Raw genomic sequence first — 15,888 nt, forward strand, 5'->3', positions numbered from 1 at the left:
CCGTCAGACCGCGTCGATGCTGAGCCAGCGCCCGCTGCGTTTCCCCGGCTCGTAGACCGAGTCCAGCCGCTTGGCGACCACGCCGGGCAGGCCCTGCTCACGCCCGGTGCGCAGGGCCTCGTCGCCGGCGCCGGGGAACCACGGCGGAGTCTGCCAGTGCGTACCGGTCAGCGCCAGCCCGTCGAGCAGTTCCCGGCGTTGCGCGTACGGCAGGTCCACGCTGCTCACGCCCTCCAGCCAGAGCAGGTCGACCAGGAGGTACTGGGCGCCCGCCGGGACCCGGCCGCCGCTGGACGCGCCTGCCGGGCGCACCCGGCCGGCGCTGGACGCGCCTGCCGGGCGCACCCGGCCGGCGCCGTCGATGCGCACCAGCACACCGTCCAGCACCGCCTCGGTCGGGGCCAGCGCCTCGGCCAGCGCGCGCAGCCACGGGTATCCGCCGGTGATCTCCTCGTCGGTCTCCGAGAGCAGGCGCAGCCGCCCGCCGGAGACGTACGCCATCGCCCGAACCCCGTCCCAGCGCAGCTCGTAGCCCCACCCGGCGACGTCCCGGGGGAGCCCGGCGGCGGGCGTGGCGTGCATCGGGCGGACCAGCTCGGGCATCGGCGTCCATCCGGGCGGGGCCGGGTCGGTACGCCGGACCATCCAGTCCCGGCCGCCGGTGGCGAAGAGCACGTACCGCCCGGCGGTCCGCTCCCCGGCGAGGGTCACGATCACCTCGTCGTCGCGCCACTTCTCTGAGCGGTAGGTGCCGCGGTCGTGGATGACCATCCGGCCGCCGCCGTACACGCCGGCGGGGATCTCGCCGTGGAAGTCGAGGTACTCCATCGGGTGGTCCTCGGTGTGCACGGCGAGGTGGTTGTGGCCGGGGTCGCGGGGCAGGCCGCGCGGCACCGCCCAGGACGCCAGCACCCCCTCGTGCTCCAGGCGCAGGTCCCAGTGCAGGCTGCGGGCGTGGTGCTGCTGGATGACGAAGCGGGCGGCGCCGTCGCCGGGGCCGGCCGCCGTCGGGCTCCGCGCCGGCACCGGCTCGGGTGTGCGGGCCGCGTCCCGCCGGCGCCGGTACTCCTCCAGCCGGTCCGTCACACCCGCATTCTCCGGCAAACCGGACCGTCCCGCTGGACACCTGAGTGTCCGGTTCGCTCGCCGGCCGGGCGTCGGGCGGGTAGAACGGTCCATATGGACAACACGGACCAGCCCACCGTCCTGCTCCCCGGTGACGTGCGGATGCCCCTGCTCGGGTTCGGCACCTGGAAGGCCACCGGCCAGGCCGGTTACGACGCGGTGCTGGCCGCGCTCGACACCGGCTACCGGCACATCGACACCGCCACCCTGTACGGCAACGAGCGGGAGGTCGGCCGGGCGGTCCAGGAGAGCGGGATGCGCCGCGAGGACATCTTCATCACCACCAAGGTCCCGCCGGACCGGGTGGGCCGGGAGCGGGAGACGCTGGAGGCCAGTCTGGAGGCGCTCGGCGTCGACCAGGTGGATCTCTGGTTGATCCACTGGCCGCCGTCCGCCACCGACAGCATCCCGATGTGGCGGGAGTTGCTGGCCGCCCGGGACGAGAACCTGGCCCGGGCGGTGGGGGTCAGCAACTACAGCACGGCGGAGATGGACGAGCTGATCCAGTCGACCGAGGAGAATCCGGCGGTCAACCAGATTCGGTGGGGCCCGATGCTGTACGACCGGCAGCGGCACGCCGAGCACCGGGACCGGGGAGTGGTGCTGGAGGGGTACAGCGCGTTCAAGACGACCGACCTGAGCAATCCGGTACTCACCGGGATCGCCGGCGCGCACGGCGTCTCGCCGGCGCAGGTGGTGCTGCGCTGGCACATCGACCACGAGATCGTGGTGATCCCGAAGTCGGTGACCCCGGAGCGGATCAGCGCCAACTTCGACGTCTTCCACTTCTCGTTGACGGCGGAGGAGATGCGCGAGATCGACGCGCTCGGCAACGCCTGATTCTGCCAAATTCCTTCAGTGAACGGCGCGTGTGTGAAGGGTATCGACATCGACGCTCATGACGGTATAGCGTGCCCGTCATCACGTTCGTCGATGCGTTCGAACCCGCCGTCGCTGGAGGATCGCCATGGCCCGGTCACCATCCATCCGTCTGCGCCGCCGAGGGATGCTCGCCATCCCCGCCCTGGTGGCCGCCGCGCTGACCACCGTCGCCCGGCCCGCCCCGGCGAGCGCCGCGCCGAAGGCCGAGTGCCTGGCCGACCTGCTCGGGGGCTCCTGATGGCCACCATTCCCTGGCTGGTCGACGTGCTGCGCGCCGCCGGGGTCCAGGTCGTCGTCGAGGGGGACTGGCTCAACCGGATGCGGCCCGGCTCCTTCGACCCGATCGGGGTGCTCTGGCACCACACGGCCTCGACCTCCAGCGCAAGCAACCCGCACCCGGCGCTCGGCATCTGCATCAACGGCCGACCGGATTTGGCCGGCCCGCTCTGCCAGGCGCTGGTCGACTACAACGGGGTGTTCCACGTCATCTCGGCCGGCCGGTGCAACCACGCCGGGGTCAGCGGTGGCAGCGGACCGATCCCGTCGGGAGACGGCAACACGCTCATGATCGGGTGGGAGATCGACTACAACGGCGTCAACCAGGAGATGACCGCCGCGCAGTACAACGCGTCGATCGCCGCCACCGCCGCTGTGCTCACCCGGCTGGGCAGGGACAGCAGCTACGCCCGAGGGCACCGGGAGACCAGCACCAGCGGCAAGATCGACCCGTCCTTCATCGACCTGAACGTGATGCGGTCCGACGTGGCCGCCAGGATGGCCGGCGGCGGCACCGCGTGGTCCTCCACCGTGGACAACACCACCGCCGGCCGCTTCACCGCCAGCGCCAACTGGGGTGTGTCCTCGTACTCCGGCCAGCGGTACGGCGCCGACTACCGGTACGCGGATCCGGTCGCGGCCAGCGACGTCGCGTGGTACCGGTTCGCCGTCCCGGCCACCGCCAGTTACCGCGTCGAGGCCTGGTGGCCCGCGAACGCCGGCTACAACAGCGCCGCGCCGTACATCGTCGCCACCACCACCGGCAACCAGACGGTCCGCGTCGACCAGCGGATCACCGGCGGGCAGTGGCGTGTCCTCGGCACGTTCACCCTGCCGGCCGGTGACGCCAACCGGGTGGGCGTGAGCCGGTGGAGCAACGGCACCGGCCTGGTCATCGCCGACGCCGTCCGCCTTACCCAGGTCTGACCCGCACTGCCAGATCGACTCGATTTCCAAGAAGTCGGGGTATCCCAGGTGCGAGGACGCCCCGACTTCAAGGAACCCGAGTGGACATCACCGGTGGGGCGTGACCGGATGGCCACGCCCCACCGTTGGCCGGTCAGGTGCGGGCGCAGGTCGCCCCGTTGAGCGAGAAGCTCGTCGGTGACGAGTACGCCCCGCTCAACGTCCCCTGGTACCCGAAGCTCGCGGTACCCCCGGGTGGAACGGAACCGTTGTGGCCGACGTTCCGGGCGGTCACCGCGGACCCGCTCTGGCTCACCGTGGCGTTCCAGGCGTTGGTGACCTGTTGCCCGCTGGGCAGGTTGTAGGTCAGCGTCCAGCCGTTCAGCACGCTGGACCCGGTGTTGGTGATCTGCACGTCGGCGGTGAAGCCGTTGTTCCACGAGTTCGGCGTGTACTTCACCGCGCAACCCGCGCCACCCGGCGGCGGCGTGGTCGGGGGCGGCGTGGTGGGCGGTGGGGTGGTGGGCGGCGTGCCGCCACCGTTGACGGCGGCCGAGAACGAGGTCACCGCGAGGCCGACGCCGCCCTGCCAGGGCTCGAAGCCGGCCTGGATGCTGGTCAGGTACCAGCTGTTGGTGATCGCACCCCGGTTGCGGACGTCGTTGATGAAGTCCAGCACGCTGAAGTTCAGGCTGGAGATCGCCGACGGCGCGACGTACGAGATGACGTTGTTGGAACCGTTGCTGCCCCGCCAGACCTCCCAGGTCCGGCCGGCCAGGGTGGCCGTGCCGACCGGTGAGCCGATGGGCTGGATCGAGCCCTGCCGGTTGAGCCAGATCATGATCTCCATCTGGTTCACGCCGTCCCGACTGGGCGTCGGGTCCAGCCAGATGTCGTACGAGGCGTTGTAGGTGGCGCCACTGACGTACCTGTAGTTGATGCTGCTGGTGGCGCTGCTGATCTGGCTCACCTGGATCGGCAGGTTCGTGCCGGGGGAGCAGTTGGTGTAGTGGCAACCGAAGAACACCGAGGGGTAGGCCGTCGGGGCGCCGTTGGTGGGGCTGCTGCCGTTGAGGGTGGTGATTTCGAAGCCGGTGCTGGTGACGTTGATGCACTGCTGGGCGCTGGTGCCCCAGCGGTTGTTCTGCACCACGTACCGGCTCTGGATGACGGTGGAGCCGTACTGTTCGCAGATCTGGGTGTCGGCGGAGGCGTTGCCGCCGAGTGCCACGGCGACGATCGAGCCGCCGAGCAGCAGGCCGGCGGCGACCAGGGCCCGAAGTGGACGTTTCATGACGCTCCTTGACTGCGGCGCGTGCCGGCGCCGGACGGGTCGGGGCGAAGGCGGGAGCGCTCCCACGCTCAAAGACACATTTACATGTCTGAAACTAGGGCGCAACCGTACGCGTCAAACTGGTGAAATGTGAGGATTGCCACGCCCGCGCCGCACGGCCGTCGGCGGACATCCAGCTAACCGGTGCGGGCCGCCCAACGATCGGCTTCGGGCGGGCCGATCGGGCCCTGGTGTGCGCCGATAGCGCCGAGTAGCGTGTTGCCTCCAACGCGTGCCGTATCCCCTCCGGAGGCGTACACCACCATGGGTGGCTCCCCCCTGCGCATCCTCGTCGTCGGCGCGGGCATTGCCGGCCTGGCCGTGGCCCGGGCGCTGCGCCTGGTGGGCTTCCGGCCGGACGTCACGGACAAGCTGCCACCGGGGGAGTCCACCGACACGGGCCTCTACCTACCGGGCAACGCCGCTCGCGCGCTGCACCGGCTGGGCCTGCACGACCCGGTCCGCCCACTCGGGCAGGTGATCCACCGCCAGCGCTTCTTCGACGCCGCCGGCGTGCCGCTCTGCGAGGTCGACCTCGACACTCTCTGGGCCGGCGTCGGCGAGTGCCGGGCGCTGCCCCGGGCGGATCTGCACCGGGTGCTGCTCAGCGGAGCCGGCGGCGCGGTCCGCCACGGCGCCGAGGTCCGCACCCTGGATCTGCTCCCGGGCGGGGTCGGGGTCTCCTTCACCGACGGCACCAGCACCGAGTACGACCTGGTCATCGGTGCCGACGGGCCGCGATCCTCGGTCCGTACCCTGGCCTCCCTCGGCGGGCCGCCCCGCCCGGTCGGGCAGGTGGTCTACCGGGCCGTGCTCCGCGATGGCCCTCCGGTCACCGAGTGGACCGCCCTGCTCGGTCAGCGCTGCGGGTTGCTGATGGTGCCGATCGGTGCCGGTCGGCTGCACTGCTACGCCGACGAGGCGGGCACCGAGCCGCCCGCCGACCCGCTGGCCCGGCTGCGCGAACTCTTCGCCGACTACCGCGGCCCGGTGCCCGAGGTGCTGGCGGCGCTCGACCGGGTGCACGTCGCGATCACCGACGAGGTGGAGCTGGGCCGCTGGCACCGGGGGCGGGTGCTGCTGGTCGGCGACGCCGCGCACGCCACCGCGCCGACCCTGTCCCAGGGCGCGGCGATGGCGCTGGAGGACGCCGTGGTGCTGGCCGAGTCGCTGCGCGCCGCCGGCAGCGTGGAGGCGGCGCTGGTGGCGTACGAGAGCCGCCGCCGCCCGCGTACCCGATGGGTGCGGGACCGGACCCGGGACCGCAACCGGACCCGGGACGTGCCGCCGGCGCTGCGCGACCCGCTGCTGCGTGGACGCGGCGGCCGGATCTTCGGGGAGCACTACCGGCTGCTGGTCGGCCCGCTGTAGATCGTGTCCCGCCACCCCACGCGGCGCTGCGACCTGCCGGGGACTATCCTCCTTGCGGATGACGGCCCGCAGATAACCAGCGTGTGCCGAGCGGGACAAACGAGAACCGGAGGCCACTCGTGACCACCGTCGCACCCAAGCCGGTCGTGACCCGGCCCTGGCCGGTCCGGGAGCCGGTCAAGGGGTCGGCCATCGCGCGGCTGCTGCGTACCACGGACGCGAAGCAGATCGGGATCATGTACATGGTCACCGCGTTCGCGTTCTTCATGATCGGCGGCCTGATGGCCCTGATCATGCGGGCTGAGCTGGCCCAACCCGGGCTGCAGTTCCTGTCGCCCGAGCAGTACAACCAGCTCTTCACGATGCACGGCACGATCATGCTGCTGTTCTTCGCGACGCCGATCGTGTTCGCCTTCGCGAACTACATCGTGCCGATCCAGATCGGCGCACCCGACGTCTCCTTCCCGCGGCTGAACAGTTTCGCCTTCTGGCTGTTCCTCTTCGGCGGGTCGATCGCGATCGCCGGCTTCATGACCCCCGGCGGCGCCGCCGACTTCGGCTGGACCGCCTACACCCCGTTGAGCACCGCGGAGCACTCGCCGGGCGTCGGCGGGAACATGTGGGTGGTGGGCCTGGCCGTCTCCGGCCTGGGCACCATCCTCGGCGCGGTGAACATGATCACCACGATCCTGACTCTCCGCGCGCCGGGCATGACCATGTTCCGGATGCCGATCTTCACGTGGAACATCCTGGTCACCAGCCTGCTGGTGATCCTGGTCTTCCCGCTGCTGGCCGCCGCGCTCTTCGCGCTCGCCGCCGACCGAATCATCGGGGCCCACGTGTACGACCCGGCGACCGGTGGGCCGATGCTCTGGCAGCACCTGTTCTGGTTCTTCGGGCACCCCGAGGTGTACATCATCGCGTTGCCGTTCTTCGGCATCATCTCGGAGATCATTCCGGTCTTCTCCCGCAAGCCGATCTTCGGCTACAAGGGTCTGGTGGCCGCGACCATCTCGATTGCCGCGCTTTCCATGAGCGTCTGGGCGCACCACATGTTCGCCACGGGTCAGGTGCTGCTGCCGTTCTTCAGCTTCCTGAGCTACCTGATCGCCGTGCCCACCGGTATGAAGTTCTTCAACTGGATCGGCACCATGTGGCGAGGCCAGATCAGCTTCGAGACGCCCATGCTCTGGGCGGTGGGCTTCCTGGTGACCTTCCTCTTCGGCGGTCTCACCGGCGTGCTGCTGGCCAGCCCGCCGGTCGACTTCCACGTGTCGGACTCGTACTTCGTGGTGGCGCACTTCCACTACGTGCTCTTCGGCACCATCGTGTTCGCCGTCTTCGGTGGCATCTACTTCTGGTTCCCGAAGATGTTCGGCCGGATGCTCGACGAGCGCCTGGGCAAGGTGCACTTCTGGCTCACCATGATCGGCTTCCACACCACGTTCCTGGTGCAGCACTGGCTGGGCAACGAGGGCATGCCCCGCCGGTACGCCGACTACCTGCCCAGCGACGGCTTCACCACGCTGAACGTGATCTCCACCATCGGCGCGTTCATCACCGGTATCTCCACGCTGCCGTTCATCTACAACTGCTGGAAGTCGTACAAGACCGGCCCGGTGGTCGAGGTGAACGACCCCTGGGGTTATGGCAACTCGCTGGAGTGGGCGACGAGCAGCCCGCCGCCGCTGCGCAACTTCGACCGGATGCCCCGGATCCGCTCCGAGCGGCCGGCGTTCGACGCGAAGTTCCCGGAGCTGGCCGCCGGCGGCCAGAGCCTGGCCGGCCCGCCGGAGGGTGGCTCTAAGCCGCTCACCAGCGAGTCGGACGGCGGTGCCAGCTACCGCGAGGACACCGCCAGCGACATCGACCGGAACTGACACTCAGCTCCGTAGCTGTACGACGGGCGCCGCCACCGGGACCACCGGAAGCGGCGCCCGTCGCCATTCCCGCCTCGCCTCGGCTCGGCCCGGCGCTTCTCGGCTCGGCCCGTCACGGCTGGGGCCGGCTCGTCACCGCCCGCGCCGGCCCGCCGCCTGACGGGTTCCCCGGGCCACCTGTACCTGTTGAGCCTTATACCTCTGAGGTATATCGATGACTCACAGGTATAACCCTTCTCCGGCACAGGCCCGCCGGGCAGCGGCACGGGCGGCACGGCAAACCGGTTCCCGCCCGAGCCCGGGGGACTTCCCACCCGAGCCGGTGAGGTTCGTTGGCCAGCCAGGCAGGGGAGGTTCGTTCGTGGCAAGGCCGCGACGTGCCGGCTTCAGCGGGCCGCGGCGGGGGTGAGGTCGGTCTCGACGGGCGGGGGCGGGGTGGCCGCGTCCGCGTTGCGGCGGCGACGCAGCTCGATCGGGAGCACCACCAGGGTCACCAGCGCACCCAGCGCGCCGGTCACCACGAAACCCCAGAGCGGGGCGCTGGCGTCGATCACCGCACCGGCGAGCGGCGCGCCGACGGCGATGCCCACGGTGACCGCGGATCCGTGCAGGCCCATCGCCTCACCGCGCACCTCTGCCGGTGCCAGCCGGCTGACCGCGTCGGAGGAGGCCGCGATGGTCGGCGCGCAGAGTGCCCCGGCCGGGATCAGCGCCAGGCAGAGTAGCCACCAGTGCGCGCCGCCCAGCCCGACCGGGATGGTGCAGAGGCCGAGCGCCGCGGTCAGCGCCAGCGGGGAGAGTGAGCGGTGCACGGCACCGTAGGCGAAGCCACCGAACAACGAGGCGACCGCCCAGCCGGCCAGCACCGCGCCGGTCCAGCCGGCCTCACCGCTCTCCCGCAGCACGGCGACCACCGCCACGTCGGTCCCGCCGAGCACGAGGGTCGCGGCGGCGCTGACCGCCAGGACGGCGAGCAGCCGGGGGGTCAGCCACTCCCGGCGGGGCACCCTGCGCCGCGGGCCGGTGGGCTCCGCGGCGCCGCGGATCGGTGGATTGAGCAGCCACAGGGCGATCCCGGCGGCAACGATGCCGGCGCCGACCAGGTAGAGGGTGGTCCGTGCGGAGATCGCGGTGACCAGGGCCACCGCCAGCGCCGGGCCGATCATGAAGGACAGCTCCACCGACATCGAGTCCAGCGCGTACGCCGGGCGGCGCTGGTCCTCCGGAACCAGCGCGGCGATGGACTGCCGGACCACCGAGAAGATCGGCAGGGCGAGCGAGCCGGCGACGAAGGCGGCAGGCAGCAGCAGCGGGTACGGCAGCGACGGCGCGGTGGCCCAGAACACCGCCTCGGCGATGCCGGTGAGCACCAGGACCGGGCGCAGGCCACGCCGGTCCACCAGCCGACCGAGCAACGGGCCGCCGATCGCCGCGCCCACCGTGATGGCCGCGCCGACCAGGCCGGCCGCCCCGTAGCCCCGATCGAGGTCGAGCACCACGTAAAAGGTTAGCGTCACCCCGGTCGCGGTGAGCGGGATCCGGGCGAGGACGGCTACCAGCAGCAGCGACCGCAGGCCGGGCAGAGCGAGCGCTTCCCGGTAAGGCTTCATGTTCACGTGGGTCCGTACCTCCGGCGACATCTTCGACCGGCGGCGGGCCGATGACCAACCAATTACCGCCTCATGCGGCCCTGATCACAGGCTGGCCGTGCAGGGTCACCCCGGCGCCGTCCATCGCCCGTAGCGCCACGTCGGTGGTGTCCGGAGCGACCGCTGCCGTCAGCTCCAGCAGCACGGTGGTGGCGAAGCCCTCCCGGGCGGCGTCCAGCGCGGTCGCCCGGACGCAGTGGTCGGTGGCGATGCCGACCAGGTCGACCCGGTCCACGTCGTGCCGGCGCAGCCAGTCGGCCAGGCACTCGCCGTCGTCGGCGTGCCCATCGAACCCGGAGTACGCCGCCGCGTGCTCACCCTTGTGGAAGATCGCCTCGACCCGCTCGGTGTCCAGGTCGGGGTGGAACTCCGAGCCGCTGGTGCCGACCACGCAGTGCCGGGGCCAGGACTCCACGAAATCCGGCGGATCGCCGAAGTGCGCGCCCGGGTCGATGTGGTAGTCCTTGGTCGCGACCACGTGCGCCCACCGGTCCGGCTCGGCGGCGAGCAGCCGGGAGATGCCGGCGGCCACCCCCGCGCCGCCCGCGACGGCCAGCGAGCCGCCCTCGCAGAAGTCGTTCTGCACGTCCACGATGATCAGCGCATTGCGCACCGGGCGCTCCTCTCGTCACGGCCGCGCCCGTGTGGCGGGCCCCGGGTGATCTCAGTCGGCGGGTACGACGGTGACCGGCACGGCCGGGTCGCCGGCGGAGAGCTTCAGCCCCTCCCACGGGATGGAGATCAGGCACTCCCGCAGGTGTTCCCGCGACTCGTCGAGGGTGGGCAACTCCACCGGTTCGCCGTCGACCACATACGAGCGCTGGAGCATCCGGTCGTTGGGCTGTCGGTCCGGCACGCCCTGCGGGCAGATGACCTCCTCGGTGGCGGTGCCGGTCGGCTTGTGCCGGCGGACCGCGACCTTCCGGCCGCCGATGGTCGCCTTGTGCTCGGAGCGCTTCACCACCGGCCGCCCATCGACCTCGACGAGCTTGTAGACCAGCCCGGCGGTGGGAGCCCCGGAGCCGGTGACCACGGCCGTGCCAGCGCCGTACATGTCCACCGGCCCGGCGGCCAGCGACGCGATCGCGTACTCGTCCAGGTCACCGGAAACGATGATTTTGGTCTCGGTGGCGCCCAGCGAGTCCAGCAGTTCCCGGGACTGCTGGGCGATCACCGCCAGGTCACCCGAGTCGATTCGCACCGCCCGCAGTGCCGGCCCGGCCACCGCTATCGCGTTGCGGATGCCCTGGCTGATGTCGTACGTGTCGACGAGCAGCGTCGTGTTGTTGCCCAGCGTGGCCACCTGCGAGGCGAACGCGGCCCGTTCGTCGTCGTGCAGCAGCGTGAACGCGTGTGCCGCAGTGCCCGCCGTGGGGATGCCGTAGTGCGCACCGGCGGCAAGGTTGGAGGTGAACCGGAAACCGGCCAGGTACGCGGCCCGCGCCGCGGCCACCGCGGCCCCCTCGTGCGCCCGGCGCGCTCCCATCTCGATCAGCGTCCGGCCGCGTGCCGCGGTCACCATCCGGGCCGCCGCCGCCGCCACCGCGCTGTCGTGGTTGAGCACCGAGAGCGCCAGCGTCTCCAGCACCACGCACTCGGCGAAGCCGCCGGAGACGGTGAGGATCGGCGAACCGGGGAAGAAGAGCTCACCCTCGGCGTACCCGTCGATGTCGCCAGTGAAGCGGTAGTCGGCGAGCCAGGCCGCCGCCGCGTCGTCGACCACCCCGGTCCGACGCAGGAAGTCGATCTCCGCCGGGTCGAACCGGAAGTCGCGGATCAGCTCGATCAGCCGGGCCGTGCCGGCGACCACGCCGTACCGGCGCCCGGTCGGTAGCCGGCGGCTGAACACCTCGAAGACGCAGCGGCGGTCGGCGGTGCCGTCCTTGAGGGCTGCGCTGACCATGGTCAGCTCGTAGTGGTCGGTCAGCAGCGAGGGGCGGAGGGTGCTCACCGCCCCAGCCTAAGGTTCAGCTCGCGTCGCCGCCCTCGTGGCCCGGGATCGACCGGAGGGCCGCCCACAGCTCGGCCCTGCCGGTCACACCGAGCTTGGTGTAGATCCGCTGGAGATGGTTCTCCACCGTTCGTGCCGAGAGGTAGAGCCGCTCGGCGATGGCTCGGCTGGTCGCGCCGTGCGCGGCGAGCCGGGCCACCTGCCACTCCCGCTCGGTCAGCACCGGCGCCCCGGCGTGCAGCGCCGGCGTACGGATCAGGTCGCAGCGGCTGAGCAACCCGGCGAGGCGCTCCCGGGCGTCGCCGGCCGCCGCCGAGTGCCGCCGACGCAGCCGGTGCAGGGCCTGGGCGGTGGCCTCGGCGGCGTACACGTGCAGCTCCAGCGCGACGTAGTCGTCGGCGACCGCGAGCAGATCCGTGGCGGCGTCGGTCACCGCGGCCCGGGCGTGCCGGGCCAGCAGCGGCGGGAGCACGCCGTCGACCTGCTCAGAGAGCTCGGCGAGGCGCTGCGCGACGGTGCGCCGGCCGCCGTCGGAGCAGGTCGGCCCGACCGGCGCGCCGGCCTGATCCAGCCGGACCAGGTCGTGCAGGACGTGCACCTCGTGCCCGGCGAAGCCGTCCGAGCGCAGCCGGTCCATCAGGTTGTTGAGCTGTTTGATCGCGCCGGGCAGATCGCCCGACGCGGCGAGCACCGCGCCGCGGGCCTGCTCCAGCCACGGGTAGAGCACCGCCATGCCCGGTGCCTGGGTGCGGTCCGCCTCGGCCATCGCCTCGGTGGCCTGCGCCGCGTCGCCGCGCAGCGCCGCCGCCTGCGCCCGTTCGGCCTGGGCCAGACCGGCGTAGACCCGACTGGTGGCCAGCACCGCGCAGGCGCCCAGTGACGTCCGCATCGCCCCGTCGCTCTGCCCGCGCATGCGGGCGGCGTACGCCTGGAGGATGGCCAGGTATCCGGTGCCGAGCCGGAAGTCCCCCGCACCCGCGAGGTCGGCGAACTCGTCGGCGACGATCGCGTCGATGCCGACCAGGTCACCGGTGAGCATGAGCCGGGTGCCGCGGGCCAACTCCAGGGCCAGTTGCAGGTACGGCATGTCGGTACGCCAGCTGGCCGCGGCGGAGTGCACCTGGGCGATCGCCGTACCGCTGCTGCTCAGCTGGCCCTGCGCGGCCTGGACGTATGCGATGGTGCTGCGGGCCAGCTCGCGGGCGGCGACGCTGGCCGCCGGCCGGTCCAGCACCCGCTGGCTGAGCCGTACGGCGGTGGTCGTGTCCAGCCGGTGCAGTCGCATGATCGCCTCGAAGGCGTGCACCCGGGCCCGGTCGGCGGAGTCGCTGAGCTGCTCGACACGGGACGCGAGCTCCTCCACCGTGGACTCCCGGCTCAGCCCCCAGTAGCTGACCATCCCTCGCACGGTCAGCCATCGGCAGAGTCGCCGCTCGTCGCTGGGGTCGGGGCTCACCGCGTCCAGGACCTCGATGGCCTCCTCCGGCCGGTCGGCGAACATCAGGATGGTGGCCAGCAGCTCCGCCGCGTCCGACCCGCCGTCGGCGTCCAGCGCGGCGCGGGCCAGCCGGGTCGCCAGCGGCACGTCGTAGCGGGTGAATGCCTGCACCGCGGCGTCCAGCAGCAGGGCCGGGTCCTGCGCGGTGCCCGAGTCGAGCCGCCACACCGCCACCCGCAACAGGTCGTCGCGGCGGCGCTTGCCGACTCGCTCGAGCAGCTCGGCGAGGTGCGCCTGGAGCCGTCGGGTGCGGCTGACCGGGCAGCGGCGGCGCATGACCTCGCCGTAGAGCGGGTGGGCCAGCCGGACGTTGGTCCGCCGGTCGTGCTGCACCACGCTGATCAGCCCACGTTCCTCGGCGGTCTCCACGTCGGCCGGGTTGGCGGCCTGGTTGAGCAGGTGCAGGCCCAGGGGCTCGCCGAAGGCGACCAGCTCGACGACCGCGCGGACGCCGTCGGTGAGCTGCCCGACCCGGGTGTCGATCAGGTCGGTCAGATTGGGCGCCAGCTCCAGCCGCCCGGTCCACTTCCAGATGCCGTAGGTGCGCTTGAGCTCCGCGCTGCCGTTGGCGGCGTGCACCAGCTCGCGCAGCAGTAGCGGGTTGCCGGCCGACAGCCGGCCGAGCCGGTCGGCGGAGCCGGCGTCGACCGGGCCGTCCAGGATCGCCGCCAGCAGCCCGGCGGTCTCCGCCGGTGGCATCGGGGTCAGCTCGACGTGCTCGACCAGGTCGTCGGTCCAGAGTGCGCGGATCGGCAGCGGGATCTGCTCGCCGTCGCGCAGGGTGCCGACCACGGTGGCGTTCTCCGCGCGGGCGACGAGGTGCACCAGCGCCGCGGAGGGCGGGTCGAGCAGGTGCGCGTCGTCGATGGCGAGCACGATCCGCCGGCCGGCGGCCTGCTGTTGCAGCACGCCCAGCGCCCAGCGCAGGATGCCGGCGGGCGAGAGGCCCTGGGGCTGCTCGGCGGGGAGGACCTGCACCAGCCCGCCGAATGGCAGCGCGGCCGTGGTGGCGCTGGCCGCGATGGACCAGATCGCGTACCGGTCGGTGGGCAGCGTTCTCACGCCCTCGCGCAGCAGCCGGCTCTTGCCGATGCCCGCGCTGCCGCTGAAGAAGAGCCCTCGGCCGGCCTGCCCGGTCACTGTCGCCAGCATGCGGTTGAGCTCGTCGGTTCGGCCGACGAACTGCCATCGACTCATCCCGGCAGCATATCCATCGAGACCTGTCTGCGCCGGTACCGTCACGCACCGAAGTTGAGTAATCTCGCGATTACCGGTGAGTATTCGAAGTGTTCCGCCCGGTCATCGGGCCGCCCGTAGTCTTCCGGCATCCGGGTACCGTTACCGGTATTTCCACGCGACCGGATGCCCGGTCGCCTGCAATGGGAGGCCACCCGATGAAGCAGGGCCCTCTCCCCTCGGTCGACTCGCCGGGCGACATGGCCGGCCCAGCTGACCTGCCGCGCTGCGGCCCGCTACCCACCCGGATCGGGGTGACCGGCCCCGCTCCGGACGAGCCGCTCGGCGTGGTCGCCGTCGGCCCCGCCGGCGCCGAGCGTCGCGGGGTGCTCGCCACCCTGCTCGGGCTCGACCCGGTCATGCTCACCGTGCCGGCGGGCAGTTGGCTGGTGGTGCGACACGCCAAGGCGCCCACCCGGGCGGCGTACGTGCCGGGCTACCGCCAACCGCACTCCTACGGCGCGGACCGGGACGCCGCCGGCCCGGCGCTGGCCCGCCCGCCCCGGCGGGTCGAGCTGAGCGTGCCCGAGCCGCTGCTGCGGCACTTCACCCTGGTCGACACGCCGGACACCGGCACGCTCGGCGTCGCCGGCGGCCGGGTGCTGCTCGACGCGGTCGGCCGGGCCGGCGCGCTGCTCTTCGTGATTGCGGCCGATCAGGCGTTCACCGCCGCGGAGCTGAACCTGCTCGCCGAGGTGGCCCCGGCCGCGGTGAAGGTCGTCTTCGCGGTCACCCCCGGCGCGGCGGGCTGGGCCCCGCTGCCCGACGGCGCGGCGACGACGGAGGACGCGGGGGCGTCCGTCCCGCCGGCACACGGCGTGCCGGGGAAGGTGGACCCGGTCGCGGTGACCGTGGCGGCGCACCGCGCGGCGCTGCTGGCCGCGGTGCCCTCGCTGGCCAGCGCGCGGTGGTTCCCGGTCGACGACGCCGAGTCCGCCGCCGACCTGCGCCGGGCGCTGGTGGGTTGGGCGGCGCACGAGGGTCTGCGGCGGGCCAGTGCGGATCCGCCGGTGCTGCCCGGCCAGCACGACCGGGTGTCGGTGGTGTCCGACCCGGGGGACTGGTCCGAGCAGCTCGACCGGCAGACCCGCTCCTGCGCACAGCGGATCCGCCAGCACCTCGCGCTGGAGTTGGCGAACGCCCACCTGCGGGTGGTTCAGGAGATCGTCTTCGGGGTCGGCTGCGTCGGCCTGCCGGAGTTGCTGGACCGGGAGATGGCGGCGTTGTCGCTGTTGGCCACCGCGCAGTGCGACCACGCGGTGCGGGGCATCGTGGCGGACGCCGCGGCCCGGGTGCTCGGCGCGCCACCGGCCGGGGGTGTGCGCCGCCGGATCGCCACCGCCGTGCAGTACGGCCTGACCGATCACCGGCCCGGCCGCGACCTGGACAAGGTGCTGCTGATCACCAGCACGGCCGGCGTGGCCTCGCTGACCGGTCCGGAGGCGATCGACGCGCTCGACGGCTATCCGCGGGCGTCCCGCGACGAGGTGCTCCCGCCGGTCGCGGTGGCGCTGTCCGGTGGATGCTGGCAGCAGTGGCGTACGCCCGGCAATGACGACCACAACGCCGCCCGGGCGTGGTCCCAGCGGGCGTTGCGGGAGGTCGAGCTGGGGCTGTCCCGGGAGATCTCCCGACGGTTCGAGGTGATCCGCCTCTCGCTGGGCGCGGTTCTCTCCGATGCAGTCGATCACGGCATCCTGCTCGCCTGACGGCGTGCCTGTGCCCTGCTCCGGCCTCGTGCGAGACCTCGCGTCCAACAGCGTTCAGGGCGAGGCCGGGGA

Annotated in this window: 12 protein-coding genes; 6 read left to right on the top strand and 6 right to left on the bottom strand. The window is 72.3% G+C overall.

Annotated features, from left to right (window positions below; translation table 11 throughout):
• Positions 1-3: 3 nt before the first annotated feature.
• The gene (locus ACFYPS_RS22555) at positions 4-1,086 is read right to left on the bottom strand and encodes a DNA polymerase ligase N-terminal domain-containing protein (protein WP_387326787.1); all 1,083 of its coding nucleotides are present in this window, start codon (positions 1,084-1,086) and stop codon (positions 4-6) included.
• 93 nt (positions 1,087-1,179) lie between these two features.
• Between ACFYPS_RS22555 and ACFYPS_RS22560 the strand changes: the two genes are divergently transcribed.
• From ACFYPS_RS22560 to ACFYPS_RS22570, 3 genes are all read left to right on the top strand, one after another.
• Positions 1,180-1,965 (top strand): aldo/keto reductase, encoded by a 786-nt coding sequence (locus ACFYPS_RS22560; protein WP_387326790.1) that lies wholly within the window; start codon positions 1,180-1,182, stop codon positions 1,963-1,965.
• Between the two features lie 127 nt (positions 1,966-2,092).
• Positions 2,093-2,245: a hypothetical protein gene (locus ACFYPS_RS22565; RefSeq protein ID WP_354967943.1), complete on the top strand. Its 153-nt coding sequence runs from the start codon at positions 2,093-2,095 to the stop codon at positions 2,243-2,245.
• Positions 2,245-3,210 (top strand): N-acetylmuramoyl-L-alanine amidase, encoded by a 966-nt coding sequence (locus tag ACFYPS_RS22570; RefSeq protein ID WP_387326794.1) that lies wholly within the window; start codon positions 2,245-2,247, stop codon positions 3,208-3,210. Before ACFYPS_RS22565 ends, ACFYPS_RS22570 begins: the two co-directional genes overlap by 1 nt.
• A 133-nt stretch (positions 3,211-3,343) precedes the next feature.
• Here ACFYPS_RS22570 and ACFYPS_RS22575 read toward each other — a convergent pair whose 3' ends face one another.
• Positions 3,344-4,483 (bottom strand): cellulose binding domain-containing protein, encoded by a 1,140-nt coding sequence (locus ACFYPS_RS22575; protein WP_387326797.1) that lies wholly within the window; start codon positions 4,481-4,483, stop codon positions 3,344-3,346.
• A 303-nt stretch (positions 4,484-4,786) separates the two neighbouring features.
• Here ACFYPS_RS22575 and ACFYPS_RS22580 point away from each other — a divergent pair, with 303 nt between their 5' ends.
• Both ACFYPS_RS22580 and ctaD read left to right on the top strand, forming a co-directional pair.
• Entirely contained in the window at positions 4,787-5,893 is a 1,107-nt protein-coding gene (locus ACFYPS_RS22580; RefSeq protein ID WP_387326800.1) for an FAD-dependent monooxygenase, read from the top strand.
• A gap of 119 nt (positions 5,894-6,012) precedes the next feature.
• Positions 6,013-7,773, top strand: a complete 1,761-nt coding sequence (gene ctaD, locus ACFYPS_RS22585; protein WP_387326803.1) for a cytochrome c oxidase subunit I — start codon at positions 6,013-6,015, stop codon at positions 7,771-7,773.
• A gap of 386 nt (positions 7,774-8,159) precedes the next feature.
• Here the strand turns inward: ctaD and ACFYPS_RS22590 are convergent, their stop codons facing one another.
• Genes ACFYPS_RS22590 through ACFYPS_RS22605 form a run of 4 tightly spaced genes read right to left on the bottom strand, consistent with a single transcriptional unit; the run spans position 8,160 to position 14,068 of the window.
• The gene (locus tag ACFYPS_RS22590; RefSeq protein ID WP_387326806.1) at positions 8,160-9,413 is read right to left on the bottom strand and encodes an MFS transporter; all 1,254 of its coding nucleotides are present in this window, start codon (positions 9,411-9,413) and stop codon (positions 8,160-8,162) included.
• A 40-nt stretch (positions 9,414-9,453) separates the two neighbouring features.
• Positions 9,454-10,035: an isochorismatase family protein gene (locus ACFYPS_RS22595; protein WP_387326809.1), complete on the bottom strand. Its 582-nt coding sequence runs from the start codon at positions 10,033-10,035 to the stop codon at positions 9,454-9,456.
• 51 nt (positions 10,036-10,086) lie between these two features.
• The gene (locus ACFYPS_RS22600; RefSeq protein ID WP_387326812.1) at positions 10,087-11,373 is read right to left on the bottom strand and encodes a nicotinate phosphoribosyltransferase; all 1,287 of its coding nucleotides are present in this window, start codon (positions 11,371-11,373) and stop codon (positions 10,087-10,089) included.
• A gap of 16 nt (positions 11,374-11,389) precedes the next feature.
• Complete coding sequence (locus tag ACFYPS_RS22605) at positions 11,390-14,068, bottom strand: LuxR C-terminal-related transcriptional regulator (protein ID WP_387326815.1); 2,679 nt, start codon at positions 14,066-14,068, stop codon at positions 11,390-11,392.
• A gap of 197 nt (positions 14,069-14,265) precedes the next feature.
• On the opposite strand from ACFYPS_RS22605, the gene ACFYPS_RS22610 reads away from it, so the two are divergent.
• Entirely contained in the window at positions 14,266-15,816 is a 1,551-nt protein-coding gene (locus tag ACFYPS_RS22610) for a hypothetical protein (protein WP_387326817.1), read from the top strand.
• The last annotated feature ends 72 nt before the right edge of the window (positions 15,817-15,888 follow it).

Origin of the sequence: Micromonospora sp. NPDC005087, from assembly GCF_042872965.1 — a bacterium.
Classification (GTDB): Bacteria; Actinomycetota; Actinomycetes; order Mycobacteriales; family Micromonosporaceae; genus Micromonospora.

Coding starts and splice junctions, on each gene's coding strand:
- ACFYPS_RS22565 (WP_354967943.1), top strand. CDS start 2,093: ATGGCCCGGTCACCATCCATCCGTCTGCGCCGCCGAGGGATGCTCGCC.
- ACFYPS_RS22570 (WP_387326794.1), top strand. CDS start 2,245: ATGGCCACCATTCCCTGGCTGGTCGACGTGCTGCGCGCCGCCGGGGTC.
- ACFYPS_RS22575 (WP_387326797.1), bottom strand. CDS start 4,483: ATGAAACGTCCACTTCGGGCCCTGGTCGCCGCCGGCCTGCTGCTCGGC.
- ACFYPS_RS22580 (WP_387326800.1), top strand. CDS start 4,787: ATGGGTGGCTCCCCCCTGCGCATCCTCGTCGTCGGCGCGGGCATTGCC.
- ACFYPS_RS22590 (WP_387326806.1), bottom strand. CDS start 9,413: ATGTCGCCGGAGGTACGGACCCACGTGAACATGAAGCCTTACCGGGAA.
- ACFYPS_RS22605 (WP_387326815.1), bottom strand. CDS start 14,068: ATGAGTCGATGGCAGTTCGTCGGCCGAACCGACGAGCTCAACCGCATG.
- ACFYPS_RS22560 (WP_387326790.1), top strand. CDS start 1,180: ATGGACAACACGGACCAGCCCACCGTCCTGCTCCCCGGTGACGTGCGG.
- ACFYPS_RS22610 (WP_387326817.1), top strand. CDS start 14,266: ATGAAGCAGGGCCCTCTCCCCTCGGTCGACTCGCCGGGCGACATGGCC.